General features: G+C 31.0%; 14 protein-coding genes and 1 tRNA gene. 10 read left to right on the top strand and 5 right to left on the bottom strand.

The window, feature by feature from the left end:
* The first annotated feature begins 16 nt into the window (after positions 1 to 16).
* From QPK35_RS05385 to QPK35_RS05375, 3 genes are all read left to right on the top strand, one after another.
* Positions 17 to 1045 carry a diacylglycerol kinase gene (locus QPK35_RS05385; RefSeq protein ID WP_290032954.1) on the top strand — a complete coding sequence of 343 codons (1029 nt, stop codon included), beginning with the start codon at positions 17 to 19 and terminating at the stop codon, positions 1043 to 1045.
* A 79-nt stretch (positions 1046 to 1124) separates the two neighbouring features.
* A complete protein-coding gene (gene rlmD, locus QPK35_RS05380; protein ID WP_435302706.1) occupies positions 1125 to 2486 on the top strand; it encodes a 23S rRNA (uracil(1939)-C(5))-methyltransferase RlmD in 1362 nt (453 codons plus the stop codon).
* A gap of 230 nt (positions 2487 to 2716) precedes the next feature.
* Positions 2717 to 4489, top strand: coding sequence for a GmrSD restriction endonuclease domain-containing protein (locus tag QPK35_RS05375; RefSeq protein ID WP_290032953.1), 1773 nt, complete (start codon positions 2717 to 2719; stop codon positions 4487 to 4489).
* A 155-nt stretch (positions 4490 to 4644) separates the two neighbouring features.
* Here the strand turns inward: QPK35_RS05375 and QPK35_RS05370 are convergent, their stop codons facing one another.
* The 4 genes from QPK35_RS05370 to QPK35_RS05355 form a co-directional block, all read right to left on the bottom strand.
* Positions 4645 to 5793 carry an HNH endonuclease family protein gene (locus tag QPK35_RS05370; protein ID WP_290032952.1) on the bottom strand — a complete coding sequence of 383 codons (1149 nt, stop codon included), beginning with the start codon at positions 5791 to 5793 and terminating at the stop codon, positions 4645 to 4647.
* 20 nt (positions 5794 to 5813) lie between these two features.
* The gene (locus tag QPK35_RS05365; protein ID WP_290032951.1) at positions 5814 to 7052 is read right to left on the bottom strand and encodes an adenine-specific methyltransferase EcoRI family protein; all 1239 of its coding nucleotides are present in this window, start codon (positions 7050 to 7052) and stop codon (positions 5814 to 5816) included.
* A 202-nt stretch (positions 7053 to 7254) separates the two neighbouring features.
* The gene (locus QPK35_RS05360) at positions 7255 to 7686 is read right to left on the bottom strand and encodes a hypothetical protein (protein ID WP_290032950.1); all 432 of its coding nucleotides are present in this window, start codon (positions 7684 to 7686) and stop codon (positions 7255 to 7257) included.
* Positions 7687 to 7689: 3 nt separating this feature from the next.
* Positions 7690 to 8592 carry an IS1595 family transposase gene (locus tag QPK35_RS05355; protein WP_290032949.1) on the bottom strand — a complete coding sequence of 301 codons (903 nt, stop codon included), beginning with the start codon at positions 8590 to 8592 and terminating at the stop codon, positions 7690 to 7692.
* 243 nt (positions 8593 to 8835) lie between these two features.
* Here QPK35_RS05355 and QPK35_RS05350 point away from each other — a divergent pair, with 243 nt between their 5' ends.
* From QPK35_RS05350 to QPK35_RS05330, 5 genes are all read left to right on the top strand, one after another.
* Positions 8836 to 9252 (top strand): NfeD family protein, encoded by a 417-nt coding sequence (locus QPK35_RS05350; protein ID WP_290032948.1) that lies wholly within the window; start codon positions 8836 to 8838, stop codon positions 9250 to 9252.
* Positions 9253 to 10146: an SPFH domain-containing protein gene (locus tag QPK35_RS05345; protein WP_290032947.1), complete on the top strand. Its 894-nt coding sequence runs from the start codon at positions 9253 to 9255 to the stop codon at positions 10144 to 10146.
* A 132-nt stretch (positions 10147 to 10278) separates the two neighbouring features.
* The gene (locus QPK35_RS05340; protein WP_290032946.1) at positions 10279 to 10413 is read left to right on the top strand and encodes a hypothetical protein; all 135 of its coding nucleotides are present in this window, start codon (positions 10279 to 10281) and stop codon (positions 10411 to 10413) included.
* 58 nt (positions 10414 to 10471) lie between these two features.
* Entirely contained in the window at positions 10472 to 11941 is a 1470-nt protein-coding gene (locus QPK35_RS05335) for an amidase (protein ID WP_290032945.1), read from the top strand.
* A 67-nt stretch (positions 11942 to 12008) separates the two neighbouring features.
* Positions 12009 to 13280, top strand: a complete 1272-nt coding sequence (locus tag QPK35_RS05330) for a DEAD/DEAH box helicase (RefSeq protein ID WP_290032944.1) — start codon at positions 12009 to 12011, stop codon at positions 13278 to 13280.
* A 51-nt stretch (positions 13281 to 13331) separates the two neighbouring features.
* On the opposite strand, the gene yjeM is transcribed toward QPK35_RS05330, so the two are convergent.
* A complete protein-coding gene (gene yjeM / locus QPK35_RS05325) occupies positions 13332 to 14846 on the bottom strand; it encodes a glutamate/gamma-aminobutyrate family transporter YjeM (RefSeq protein WP_290032943.1) in 1515 nt (504 codons plus the stop codon).
* A 201-nt stretch (positions 14847 to 15047) separates the two neighbouring features.
* On the opposite strand from yjeM, the gene QPK35_RS05320 reads away from it, so the two are divergent.
* A tRNA-Arg gene (locus QPK35_RS05320) sits at positions 15048 to 15121 on the top strand.
* Between the two features lie 98 nt (positions 15122 to 15219).
* Entirely contained in the window at positions 15220 to 15840 is a 621-nt protein-coding gene (locus QPK35_RS05315) for a TetR/AcrR family transcriptional regulator (protein ID WP_290032942.1), read from the top strand.
* The last annotated feature ends 21 nt before the right edge of the window (positions 15841 to 15861 follow it).

Here is a 15861-nt window from a genome sequence, read left to right as displayed (position 1 = left end):
TAAAGAGGTTTTGATTATGCAAAAACGTTGTCGAATTATTTATAATCCAACTTCTGGACGAGAAGCAATTAAAAATGACCTTGTAGATATTTTAAATATTTTAGAAGGTGTAGGTTATGAAACTAGCGCTTTTGCCACAACTCCTGAAGAAAATTCAGCACGTAATGAAGCCAAAAGAGCGGCACAAGCAGGATTTGATTTAATTGTTGCAGCCGGTGGCGATGGTACTATCAATGAAGTCGTTAATGGGATTGCAGGATTAGAGAAACGGCCTAAATTAGGGATAATTCCAGCTGGAACTACAAATGACTATGCACGTGCGTTGAAAATTCCGCGGGAAAGTCCAATTGAAGCTGCAAAAGTAATTGCAAAGGGACAATCATTGAAAGTCGATATTGGTATGGCTGGTGATAAGTACTTTGTTAATATTGCAGCCGGTGGTTCTTTAACTGAAGTTACTTATGCTGTCCCATCTGATGTGAAATCTTTATTTGGATATCTTGCATATTTTGTAAAAGGAGCAGAAATGCTTCCAGGAATGAAAAAAACAGATATGCATATTGAATATGATCAAGGAACTTTTGAGGGTAAGGCAAGTATGTTTTTCGTTGCATTAACTAACTCAGTTGGTGGTTTTGAAAAAATTGCGCCAGATGCCTCATTAGATGATGGTAAATTTACTTTAATGGTAGTAAAGACAAGTAATTTACTTGAAATTTTACAATTGTTTACCCGATTGTTAAATGGTGATCATATTAATGATCCAAGAATTTTATATGTAAAAACCTCTAAGCTTGTGATTAAGCCAGTAAATGACGAACGGCTAATGATTAACTTGGATGGTGAATATGGTGGAGATGCACCAATGACTTTCAAGAACTTAAAACAACATATTGAGATTTTTGCAAATATTGATGATATTCCTGAAAATGCTATTCAACAAGAAATAGATAAAGATGAGGATACACGCGAAAAGTTGGTGCAGGGAGTTGAAAGTCTATCTCAAAAACAACATAATGAGATAGATCCACAAGACAGAAATTAACAGAAATAAAGAGAAGTTGTGGATAAACTTCTCTTTATTTTATTTTTATCAGATTTTAGTAAACAAAGGAGATAAAATTGTGCAAATACCTGTGAAAAAAAATCAAAAAATTGTTTTAACTGTGGAAGATTTAACATATGAAGGTATGGGAGTTGCTAAGGTTAATAATTATCCACTATTTATTGCTGGGGCACTTCCTGGTGAAAAAATAAATGCAGTAGTGGTTAAAACACGGAAAAATTTTGGATATGCACGTGCTTTAGAATATATTAACAAAAGTGCAGATCGTGTGGATGATTCACTTGATCAACAGAATGGAATTACTCCCTTAGGACATTTGAAATATGAAGCACAGTTGAATTTTAAGCGTAACCAAATTAAACAGTTATTGAATAAAGCACATCTTGAAGCTCTTAATGTGAATAATACTTTGGGAATGGAAAATCCTTTGCATTATCGTAATAAAGCTCAAGTACCTGTGCGCAAAATTAATGGAAAACTAGAAGTAGGTTTTTATCGTAAGGGAAGCCACCATTTTATGCCACTCAAACACTTTTTGATTCAAGATAAGCGAATCGATGAAGTTTTACAAAGCGTTTTAGAAATATTAAATCAATATCAGTTATCTGCATATGATGAAGAAACAGGTAAAGGATTAATCCGACATTTAATGGTTCGACGTGGATATTATTCTCATGAAGTGATGGTTGTTATTATAACAAACGGTAAAAGTTTTCCACATGGGGATAAAATTGCTAAAGAAATCATGAAAAAGTGTCCTGATGTGAAAAGTGTGATTCAAAATGTGAATAATCGAAAAACAAATGTAATTTTAGGAAAGCAAGATATTGTTTTGGCTGGGAATGATACTATTATGGATGAATTGAATGGGTTAAAATTTAAGATTTCAGCACATTCATTTTATCAAGTAAATCCACAACAAACTGAAAAACTTTATCAACAAGCAATCCACAAAGCTGGATTAACTGGTGAAGAAACAGTAATTGATGCATATTGTGGAATTGGAACAATTTCACTAAATTTAGCAAAACATGCTAAAAAAGTTTATGGAGTAGAAATTGTCCCTGAAGCAATTCAAGATGCTAAGCAAAATGCTAAGATTAATAACCTTACAAATGTCACATTTGAGGTTGGAAACGCTGAAGAATGGATGGAAAAATGGAGTGAAAAAGGTATAAAACCAGATGTAATAATGGTTGATCCTCCTCGAAAGGGACTGACTAATAGTTTAATCCACAGTGCGTGTGAAATGAAACCTAAGAAAATTGTATATGTGAGCTGTAATCCAGCAACTTTAGTTCGCGATATTCAATTATTTATGGAAGAAGGTTATCAAGTAACTCAACCAATTCAACCTGTGGATCAATTTCCACAAACTCCACATGTGGAAAGTGTTACAGTGTTAGAAAATAAAAATTAATATATTAATAATTTATAAGCTAATACACCTACGAAAATATAAATTTAAAGTAGGTGTATTTATTTACTAATAAAATAAATTTAAAATAATGAATAAAGATGTATGATGAGATTTTTATTCATAAAAAAATTATAGTAAAATTAATTTTGATATTTTAGATGATAATGATTAGCATTTTTAGATAAAAACTTATGTAATTAAATTATTTTTATTTGAAAGGATTAAAATAAATGCAGACAAATGATCGTCCCTTGATGGATTTAATGAAAAAAATTAGTGAAGGAAAAGCACAGTTACCAGATTTTCAAAGAGGATGGGTATGGGATGACAATCGCATTAAAGCTTTGATTTTAAGTGTAATAAATAAATTCCCAGTTGGTGCTGCAATGTTTTTAGAATATGGAAATGAAAGTATTCATTTTAAACATAAACCAGTGGAAGGTGTAGAAGGAATTAGTCAAGATGTTGAACCAGATGAACTTATTTTGGATGGACAACAACGATTAACTTCATTATATAATGCTCTTTATAGTAGTAAACCAGTTAACACTCAGACTGATAAGGGAAAGAAAATTAAACGGTATTATTATCTTAATATTGATAAGGTAATTGATCCTTCTGCAAGTGATGAAGAAAAAATTATTTCTGTTCCAGAAACTAAAAAAGTAGTATCTGATTTTGGTAGAAAAATAGATTTAGATTTAAGTTCTAAAGAAAAAGAATTTGAACAAAAAATGTTTCCATTAAATATCATTTTAAATACTTCTGAACAACAAACCTGGCAAAATGATTATTATGGTTTCTATAATTATGATGCTACCATAATTAAACAATTTACAGAATTATTTACAAAAGTTATTAGTCAAGTTCAAAGTTATAAAATGCCTATTATTTTATTAGAAAAAGATACACCTAAAGAAGCAGTATGCCAAGTTTTTGAAAATGTAAATACTGGAGGAGTATCACTTACTGTATTTGAACTTGTAACTGCAATTTTTGCAATGGATGACTTTGAATTACGTAAAGATTGGGAAAATCGCCGAAATGAGTGTTTTTCAGGTAAAATTCTTAATATTGTTACTTCAACAGATTTTCTTACAGCATTAACTTTACTTGCATCTTATGAAGCAGGAGGGACAGTAAGTTGTAAGAAAAAGGATGTCCTTCAGTTAACATTAGATCAATACAAAAAATACGCAGATAAATTAACACAGGGATTTAAAAATGCAGAAAAACTGCTAATGGAAGAACGAATTTTTTATAGCCGTGATTTACCATATAGTACTCAATTGATTCCATTATCTGTAATTTGTACTGTACTTGAATCTAAAATAAGAACTACTACAGTTAAAGATAAAATTAAGCAGTGGTATTGGTGTGGCGTATTTGGAGAGTTATATGGTTCTGCAAATGAGACGCGCTTTGTGTATGATGTTGTTCAAGTAATTAACTGGATTGAGAATGAGGGACAGTTACCTAAAACAATTACAGATTTTTATTTTAATCCAGTTAGATTATTAAGTATGCAAACACGATTATCAGCTGCATATAAAGGAATTATGGCGTTAGTACTTAAAAATCATGCTAAGGATTTTATTTCTGGTGAAGAAATGGATTTATCTACTTATACTAATGAACGAATAGACATTCATCATATTTTTCCAAAAAATTACTGCGTTGATCGATATGATAAAACTAAATGGAATAGCATTGTTAATAAAACAGCAATTTCTGCAAGTAGTAATCGGGAAATTGGAGGTGTAGCGCCATCTAAATATCTTGAAAAACTTGAGAAAAAGGGTGCAGTTTCTTCAGATGTGCTTAATGAATATTTAGAAACACATTGGATTAATTCTGAATTACTTCGTGTAGATGACTTTCAAGATTTTATAGTTGATCGTTCTAAAAAATTACTTACAGCAATAGAACAGGCTACAGGACGAACGATAATGGGAAAAGATTCAGATGAAGTTGTTCAGCGTTTTGATGCATCACTCTTGTAATTAAAATAAAAAGCTTCACATTTTGTTTATGTGAAGTTTTTTATTTATGTTTTGATATTAAAAAATTAGGGAACTATATATTACTTTACACAAAAATGTTATAAAAAATACCGAGAAATCATTTATGCTTTCTCGGTATTTTATTGCTCATATGACTAATAGTTTGATTTTAACCTATTATGGTGTTTACACAGCATTTTTAAATTTTTTAGTTCTGTGCGTCCCCCTTTAGACCACGGAATAATATGATCTCCCTCCATTTCTTTGATTTTCCATATAGTTGTTTCATGATTATATTCGACATCCTTAACACATTGAGGGCAATTTGATATTCCTTGTGCTTTCGCTTCCTTTGTTTGCTTTCTATAACAAGTATTGATATCCGTTTTGGTGAATTTACGTATATTTAAAAGTTTCGGATTAACTTCATTGTCTAGAACAAACTCATAGATTCCTGATTGTCTAGTGATATCAGGGTCAAGCATCAAATCGTCAATTCTCTGATTTAATTTTGTAAGATCATATGGCTTGTTATGAAACTTATCATATAAAGCACCCCAATTAACTTGTTTCATACAATCATATATGTTTAAAAAAGTTGAAGTTATCCAATCTATTATAGATGTAAACCTTGTTGATAAATCATCAATAGTTTTATCATTACGATGTTTAGACATATACTCTTCAATTTCATCATGGCTTATCCACTTTAATGCAGTCTGTAAAATTTCCTGCCGTTTAGGATTTCCCTTAATATATGTTTGCCATTTTTGTAATTCTGGTTCTCTACTATTACTAAATTTTTCTCTAGCCATCGAAATAAAAGGACCTGAATAAACAGAATTTAATAGCTCTTGATTGTTCAGTGGAACTCCTTGAATATTTATTGTTTTAAACCATTCTTTTATCTCACTCTCAGAACCTTCGCATAAATACACTATAATCTCATAATTATCAATTTGCTTTTTTTGCTCTTGATTTAACCCAGAGTACGTTTTCTTGTTATAAGATAATTTACCAGTAACAAATCTACCAATAGACGTTATACGTTGTTGGCCATCCAATACTTCCAATTTACTATCGTTATTTCTATTGAAATACATTAATCCAAGCGGATAATTTTTCATTAACGAATCTATGACCGCAACATCTCTGTTGTCGTCTCCGTATATATAATTTCTTTGATATTCTGGTTGTATAATTAAGTTTCCATTTAATCCATAAAGACCTTTTTCTTCCTGTTCGTTATATTGAAAACCTTGTAATAATTCTTTTATAGTATATTTTTTAAATTCTGTTTTCATAGTTAATCTAATCTCCTATGTTAATCTATTTTCTTGATTAGAATCCGTGAGTATTTTTTTATATAGATATTTCCGTTTACAGTATAATATGTCCCCTTGTTAGGCTTTTTATCTACTTTTATAGCGGGTCCATCATTCAGTTTAGTTACTTCTTTTTCTGAGCCATCTTCACTAATTTGAAGTTGCTTTGGATATATTTTTTTTGCTTGTTTAGTCCAACTTTGAGTTAATCCTACTATTCTAAATTGATTAGGATTGTAATTAGCTAAGAAGGAAATAGGAACTCCTATTATCCCATTATAGTCACTAGGAATAGCATCTGAAAATGGGACTTCTATTGCATCATAATTATCATATTTTCTATATCCCAATTCTCTAATTTCTTTATGTTTGCTAAATCTTAAATTATCAGCCTCAGTCATATAATTAATTATGGCATGTCGTTTACCATGGTCAATATTCGTAAAAACTGAGATACCACTAACTTTTGCGTATTTATTACCGTCATTCATTTGATCCGTAAATTTTTCATCCCATTTATCATAATTATAAGGAATTCTAAAATGCAAAGATTTATTAGTAATTGTAGCTCCAAGCCAAATTTTATTCTCTTTAATTAGCGGGAAAACCTCTTTATAACTAATGGCATTATTATTAGCGAATATAATACATTTTCGTTTATCGATTTCGATCCATTTAATAAACTCTCTAAATAAACTAAAAGGTGGATTAGTTACAATAATATCTGCTTCATCTCTTAATTTTGTAACCTCTTTTGATCGGAAATCACCAGCAAGATAATTGTCATTCCCATTAATAATTGTCAGACATTTAGAATTTTCATTATTAGCTAATTTAATACGTTCATCTTTTAATAAATCTCGTATGTCATCAAAGTTATATATTCCGTCATTATTGTAATCAATAGCATCACTAATCACTATTTTATATGCCTTTTTTTTGCTTTCTTCTAAAGAATCAAATAATGATAATTGAAGTTCTGTATTACAAAAAGGACTTCCTGCATAACTTACAGCAATTAACTTTTTAATTCCTAAATCTTTAAATTTTGTAGCAAAATATTTGAAGAAATCACTTTCAAACGGATCGTCACAAGGTAATAAAATTACTTTATTTTTGAATACGTTTGGATCAAAGTCTAAATACGCATTAATTTCACGTTCTATATCACTCCACATGGTATAAAATTCATCTTTTTTTGATTTCTGAGCAGCGGCTAAATTATTTTTTCGTCCCATTCTATGCCACCGCCTTTCCAACAATAGCATAAATATTATTTAGAGCATAAAAAATACGATTATTAACATTAACAAGATTTAATGTTAATAATCGTTTAAAAGACTTGACAAATAAACGTTGACCTACATAATCAACGTGAGTGAGTGAGTGAGTGAGTGAGTGAGTGAGTGAGTGAGTGAGTGAGTGAGTGATTAATCATCGTTATTTTCCCTCTTTCCAGTTAAAATTTAAAGCCTTCCTCATCTTCTTATCAAAATCGGATAAATTATCCTCATAATTTTCATTAAATAACGGGGTTAAGCGTGGGAGTGCTTGCTTGAACTTCCTTTCAAACATCATTCTAAACTCCTTTTCGTTGTTACTTAACGATAATAAAGTCGTAATTTCAATTATCCTTTTATTAAGGCCTTGTTTATTATTAATAATATCAGTAAAAACCGCTTGCGAAAAGACTAAAAGTAACGATTTTTTTTGATAAATGATATTTATTGATAATTCTTCATTCCATAGATTAAATAGTCCTTGGTACATTTCTATCAATGTTTCTTGGTTACTATTCTCCATTAATTTATTTAGGTCTTTATCACGAATAAAAGTCCGTGTTAGTTCATTAATAATTGCTTGTTTATCCATAAATTAAGTCCTCGTAAGTTGTCCGCGTATTGTACATGATTGTAATAAGGAGTCAAAACGGTCGTGGTCTGATAAATCACGGGTATTGTAACGAAACACAAACTCATCAACGTACATCTGCATATGCTTTTTAGACCAAAAATGGTAAATTCCTAAAATACCACGTTTTAAAATCGACCAAAAGCCCTCAATCGTATTCGTAAATGTTTTACCATTTACAAATTCTTTGGCGTTATGGTGAATAATATGATGCGAGTACAAGTTAGAAACTTTGTTATAACCTAACCATTCATCAGTATATAATTTCGCTGTTTGTTTAACATATGATACGATTTCATTCGTTAAGGTTGTTGTGTTTGTATTATCCACTTTATGAGCGGTAACTTTACCATTCCGTTGGATTAAACCCACAATTGGTATTTTATCTTGAATAGACCGTCCTTGAGAATTTTTAACTTTTTTACCAGCGTGGCGATTCTTATTTTTACCACCGATATAAGTTTCGTCAACTTCGACATCTCCATCTAGATGATTATTATTCTTGCTGTTAAAACACTTACGAATTCGTTGCAACATAAACCATGCTGTCTTTTGAGTAACATCAATATCTCGTGCTAGTTGTGCAGATGAGATACCTTTCTTATTAGAAGTTACGAGCCAAATCGCCATAAACCACTTACGCAATGGAATTTTAGTATTATCAAACAAAGTCCCTGTTTTAACATTGAAATACTTTCCACTTTCTTTGCAACGATAACGATTGTTTTTGCATTTGTATACTTTTGAGCCTTCAATAAATGGACTGGTAACATAACCATGCCAGCGCATTTCAGTTAAATAATCAATACAAGTTTGTTCGTTGGGAAAGGCTTGTTCTAAATCGAATAAGGAATTGAAATTGCGCATGTTGACACCTCATTTCTATACTTTAATTATATCACATTAATAAAAATAGTGTAATTATAGTATGAATGATTATAAAATAAAAGAGCTAATCACTTCAAAAGGTTAGCTCTAATTTGTGTAAACTTGTATATAATTTCCAAAAATTATTTGGACTTAATTTTCAAAACTTAAGTTTTTTGGTAATATAAATTAGGATATGGCAAATATTTTAGGCATTGGAAGTATTAAGAAAGAAGGATGTGTATGGGCTGGTTTGAAATTTGGTTGACGATTGCAATAGTTGGTGCAATAACAGAAATGTTAACGACACAATTAATTTCAATTTGGTTTACCGTGAGTGCTATTATTAACTTATTTTTAGTAATAGCACATGTATCATTTCAAATTCAACTTTGGCAATTTTTTATCAGTGGAATTTTACTAGCAATTGTTTTTAGGCCAATAGTATTAAAATTGCTACCTAAATTTCAGCCATTGAACACAGCTGATGGAATTATTGGCAAAAAGGGAGTAGTAATCGATAATCAACGTGTTAAGGTAGATGGGCAATCATGGAAATATGATTCTGATCAATCCTTAGAAATTGGGGATGAAATTAAAGTTATTGATCTTAGTGGCGTAACTCTGAAAGTAGAAAAATTAAGTAAAGGGATTGATTAGATGTTATTTATTATTTTATTGATTTTATTAGCTGTAGCGATGGCACGTTGTGTTAAAATTGTTCAACAATCAGAAGCATATGTTGTTGAAAGAATGGGAAGTTATTTTCAGACTTGGAGCAATGGTATTCATTTTAAAGTACCATTTATAGATAATATTGTTAATGTGATTTCATTGAAAGAACGTGTAATGGATTTACCTGCTCAAAGTGTAATTACAAAAGATAATGTTTCAATGAATATTGATACTGTAATGGCAATTGAAATTACAGATCCAAAACTTGTTACTTATGGTGTTGATAATTTAGAAAATGCTTTAGAAAAATCAGTAGGTACAGCTCTTAGAAATGTAGTTGGAGAATTAGAATTAGATCAAACTTTATCAGAACGTGATTCAATTAATGCTAAAATGCAAAACTATATGGATGAAGTTACTGGTAAGTGGGGTGTTAAAGTTAACCGAGTGGAATTAAAAAATATTGTTCCTCCTGCTGAAATCCAAAATGCAATGGAACGTCAAATGAAAGCAGAACGTGAACGTCGTGCCCAAGTCACAGAAGCTAAGGGTAATAAAGAATCTCAAATTTTACAAGCACAGGCGGAAGCAGAGGCTGCGGAAACGGAAGCTAAGGGTCGTGCTAATGCTGAAATTGAACAAGCTAAAGGTAAAGCACAAGCAATTCGTGAAGTTCAACAAGCTTATGCTGATAGTTTAACAATGATAAGTAATGCCAATATTAGCGATGCTGCATTGAAATTAAAAGCATTTGAAGCATTGAAAGAGATTGCTAACGGCAATGCAACGAAACTAATTGTACCAAGTGATTTGCAAGATTTAACGACATTAGGTTCTGCACTTAAAGTATCAGCAGAAAAAGAAAAAATTAATGATTAGTTATTGTTACTGCAATAATTTGATGATTTATGCCTAAATAATCAATTTTGGATTCGTTTTACTTGAACTTATTATTATTTGCGTTATAACGAAAGTGTAAAGAATAATATTTTTACAAAGAGGGTAATTTTTATGACAAAAAGTTTAAGTAAAGAAGAACGTAAAGCAATGGCCCGTAAAGCAATGGAACAAAGAGCCAAGAATCCTGTAAAGAAGGGTTCAGGTTTTGCACAAATTGATTCAGATGCAGAAAAATTAAGTAAATAATCTCAATTAAGGAATGTAACATTAGTTACATTCCTTTTTTTAATAAAGGAGTTATTAAATGGAAAAACAAATTGAATTATTAAAGTTAGCAGCAAATAAACTAGCCTCATTAGTTAGAGAGCATAAAATTAAAAGTGAAGAGTTAATAGAATTAAGTTTATTTCAAATAGAAAAACTAAATCCTAAAATAAATGCAGTAATTTCTGTATTTGAAGAGCAGGCATTGAAACAAGCTAGAAAATTAAAAGACTATGGACAGCCATTTTTAGGTGTACCTTTATTGATAAAGGGATTAGGTCAGCAACTAAAGGGAATGCCTGATACAAATGCAAATAAAATGTTAAAAGATTCAAAAGCAAACTATACTGCTAACTTAATCAAAAAAGCACAAAATGCAGGTTTTATAATTATTGGTCAAACTAATTTTCCAGAATTTGGATTGAAAAATATAACTGATTCAGAATTATATGGAAAAGCAAGAAATCCTTGGAATCTTAATAGGAATGCTGGGGGATCTTCAGGTGGATCAGCTGCAAGTGTGGCAAGCGGAATGGTACCACTAGCTTTAGGAAATGATGGCGGAGGTTCAATTCGTATCCCAGCAGCATGGAATGGATTAATTGGATTAAAGCCTACTCGTGGAAGAATTACAACAGGTCCTAAAAATTGGCGTTCATGGCAAGGTGCCTCTGTAAATTTTGGCTTAACAACGAATGTATTAGATACTGCAAAGTTGCTTGATGTAATGCAAGATGTACAAACTGCTGCTGTTTTCCAATGTCCTTTGTTTTCTGAAGGTTTTGAAAGAGCGTATAAACATATTAAAGAAAATATAAAAATAGGCTATATACTAAATTCTCCTGTTCAAACAGAGGTAAGTCATGAAGCAAAAAAAGCGGTATTGTCTGCAGTTAAATTTTTGCAAGAAAATGGATTTCAAGTTGAAGAAATTAAATGGCCAACAAATGGTAAAGACTTGATGAAATCATATTATATTATGAATGAAGCAGAACTAGCTGCATCTTTTGTTTCAATGGAAAAGCAACGAAACATTACACAAAGAGATATGGAATTACTTAGTTGGGCAATATATCAGACTGGAAAAAATATAACAGCAACCCAATATAGTTTAGCATTACAAAAATGGGATGAGGCAGGTTATTTATGGGCTAAATTACATGAAGATTATCCACTTGTTTTGTCTCCAACTAATGCTGATGTAGCACCATTAAATTCTACAAAACAAACTACATCATTTTTTGAGGATAAAATGAAAAAAATTACGAAGTTACCTCCATCTGCACAACAAGAATTAATCTATGATCAATGGCTCAATGCATTGTCATTAACTCCATTTACACAACAAGCTAATTTAACAGGCGAACCAGCAATAAGTTTGCCTACATATATCACTGAAGAAGGTTTACCGCTTGGAATTCAATTTCAAGCTGCAAAGGGAAGAGAAGATTTATTATTACAAATAGCATATTTATTTGAAAAAAATCATATGTTTAATCCTAATAAATAAATTTATTTGCGATAGGATATCTTTTTCCGCTACAATATAGAAGATACTTAAAATTAAGGAAGAGACTATGAATAATAAATTTAAACAACATTTTGATGAGTTAGGTTTTGAAAAATTAACTCCAATTCAAGAAGCTACATATGAAGCATTAGTTAATGATGAAAATGTTCTTGGTGTTGCACCTACAGGATCTGGAAAGACTTTAGCATATGCTTTACCATTACTTGAAAAATTAATGCCACAAGATGGTACGCAACTGCTAATATTAGCTCCATCACAAGAATTAGCTGCTCAAATTACGAATGTGGTACGAGAATGGGGAGATCTAATTGAGCTACATACAATTTCATTAATTGGCGGTGCAAATGTTAAACGACAAATAGAAAAATTAAAGAAACATCCTGAAATAGTAGTTGGAACTCCTGGACGTGTTTTAGAATTAATTGAACAGCGTAAGTTAAAACTACATAACTTAATGACTGCTGTAGTCGATGAAGCTGATGAAATGCTTGCTGATATGGAATCAATGGATAAAATTAGAAGTATTTTAGGACATGCTCCTTCACAACTTCAATTAGTTTTCTTTTCAGCAACAAAAGCACCAATTTTTAATGATTTTCATAAATGGTTTGGGATTGAACCACATTATATTGATGTTTCAGAATCAGATGATACAGCAGGGCAAGTAACACATTATTTAGTAGAAACGCCAACACGAAAGCGTGCAGAAATGTTACGAAAATTAGCTAACTTGAATGGAATGCATGCATTAGTATTTTTTAAGCAAGTTGCCACATTGAAAGATGTATATGAAAAATTAAAACATCACCATATTGCAGTTGCTGAGTTAAATAGTACAATGCGCCAAACTGAGAGACAACAAGCTTTAGCAGGATTAAAGAAGGGGAAAATAACCTTTATTTTAACTACTGATATAACGGCACGTGGAATAGATATTCCAGGGTTACCAGCTGTTATTAATTACGATATTCCTAAAGATAAAGTTACATATATTCATCGTGCTGGACGTACTGGAAGAATGGGGGCACCAGGTGCGGTTATAAATATTGGTAATGAACATGAGTTACGTAATTTTAAACAGTTAATGGATCATAGCGAATTAGATATTCAAAATGGTTTTCTATATAATGGACAAATATATACTGAGCGGCCATCAAAAGAAATTCAAACATCGCATGGTAATAGTAATAAGAAAATAGTAGTTAAACCAACTAAACAAATAACTACAAATGATAAAGTCAAAAAAAAGAAAAAGAAAAAGAGATTACGTAATCGTAAAAATATTGGAAAACCTAAAGCACATCATAAAAATAAATAAGACAATAAAAAAAGATTGGAATTATTCCAATCTTTTTTATTGTCTTATTAATTAGTTATTTTGCTTATTAGCACGCTTTGAACGTACAGTATATAAAATATATGCAAATGTTCCAAAGCCTAATGGTCCGGCAACAGTTGCAACTGCTGATACCCAATCCTTATCAAGGAATGGTTGAATGATTGTAAAGCCATTTGCAATCAAAAGAACGGTACATGTAATTACAACGATTGTTAACATTACTTTTCTAGAATGGAAAGCTTCAAATGGACGATCCAAATCTGTACGTTTCTTGAAGAATGGGAATGCTCCTACCAAGAATACGTATGGTAATGTTGATGAAACGTTACTCATTGATGTCAACAAGTTAAATAAGAATTTTGAATCTTGGTGAATCAATGTTGAAGCAATTGCAATACTTGCAATTAATACACAAACAATTGTTGTTTGAATCCATAAAGCAATTGAAGGCATACCATTTTTGTTTAGTTTTGTAACTTTTTCTGGCCATAATGATTTTGGTGAACCCATAATGAATGACTTCAATGGTGAGTAAACTAAAACAAAGAATGAACCAAGGTATGCACATAACATTCCAAGAGCTGATACTCTTGAGAATACAGTTCCCATTGTAAGAGCTGCACTTGTTGATAATCCAAATGCTTGACCTAATTCAATACCTAAGTTTTGCATTAATACATAAGTAATGTTTGCTAAGTTTACGTTAGGGTGATCAACAACTTGATTCCAGTTGATTGAAATTCCCCAAAGGAAGATATTTAACGCATATCCGATACCAATAACGATTGTACTGATAATGATAGCCTTAGGGAATGTTTTTTCTGGTTTATCTAATGAATCAGTAACACCACCCATTGATTCTAAACCACCGTAAGCAAAGATTGCATAAATCATGAAACTAATCATTGCAATTGGTGATTGGAATGATTGGTTAACTGAAGTTGCAAAATCTGAAATGTGGTGAATTGGTTGAGCCAATTGGAAATTGTTCTTAAATAAAATAACTACACTTGAAATAATTAATACAGCATTTAGTAACATAACTGCTAAACCACCAACTGATGAAATTTTAGCAATTGTGTCGATACCATGGTTAACTAACCAAGTAATAGCAACTACACCAAGAATAGAAACTAACGCAACAGTTAAAGTAGAGTTAAGTCCAAAGAGGTGCCATGTACCAGTAGTATCATGTCCAAAGATAATTGTTGAAACAGTAACACAAATCTTTTGAGAAATCATTACTTGCCAAATTACCCAGGCTGAAAGCCAGATAAATGTAGCAATGAATGCCCATTTTCCACTAATAGATGCATCTAGCCAAGAATAAATTCCACCCTTACTTTCTTTAAGTGCAGAACCATATTCAGCATACATCATACTACTTGGTAAGAAATACAAGAATGCACCTAGGATATACCAAAAAATAGCACCATATCCCATTTGCATGAAGGCTACTGGCGTGTTAGCAAATCCGAAAATTGTAGAAAAAATCATCAAAACTAAGGCACCAGTTGTAATTTTTTTGACCTTATTTTCGCCCATTTAGTCTTCTCCTTTACCTTATTTTCAAAACGAAAAAATCGTACAATTAATTATTATACAGGTTTATGATAAAAAATGTAACATTAATTAAATTTATAATAGAATATTTAAAATTAGTTAAAAATAAAATTACATAATTTTGTTAAGGTGTTACCTTGATTAAGGATAAAAAAATATATTATACTTAATATGATATAGATTGCGTTTGTAGCTCAGCAGGATAGAGCAACCGCCTCCTAAGCGGTAGGTCATCGGTTCGATTCCGATCAAACGCATTTTATTTGGATGTTAGGTTTTATTTGACATCCACTTTTTTTACAATTAATATGACAAAGTGTCATATTAATTAATTTTTTATGAGAGGACGTACTAAATGCCCAAAAAAACATTTATGAATTTGCCAGAAGAAAAGCAACAACGTTTATTAGATGCTGGATTTCAAGAATTTTCAAGAGTACCAGCAGACGAAGCGTCAATTAATAATATTATTAAATTAGCTGCGATTCCTCGTGGTAGTTTTTATCAATATTTTGAAGATAAGTTTGACCTTCATGAATACATCGTGCAGTTGTATTCGCAAAAGTTAAAAAATTCGTGGGTTACTTTATTGAAAACATATCATGGAAATTTATTTACAGCATTGCCGATCTTCTTTGAAGAGTTTTTGGATGAATTAACAAATGAAAAACAAGTGGATTTTTGGAAAAATACTTTTACTTCTTTTCGTAATTTAAATCTTTCTAAAAAGCATTTAGAAACGAAACATCTTGAAATAAATCATGCATTTATTGATGAAGTTGATGAAAATCTTTTAAAAATTGATTTGTCATCGGAAAATTTAGAATTATTACGACGACAAATTATTACAATGATGATGCAATCTGTACATTGCTATTTTTTCGATAAGCGACTTGGAAACGAAAATCCACGAGAAGATGCGATTAAACAATTTAATATAATGTTGAATTGGTTAGAGTATGGAATCAGAAAATAAAATACATAGTAGAATAGGGTG

It is taken from the genome of Ligilactobacillus cholophilus (assembly GCF_030389495.1).
Taxonomy (GTDB): domain Bacteria; phylum Bacillota; class Bacilli; order Lactobacillales; family Lactobacillaceae; genus Ligilactobacillus; species Ligilactobacillus cholophilus.
Note: the sequence above shows the minus strand (reverse complement) of the source record. Positions and strands in the feature narration are given on the sequence as shown.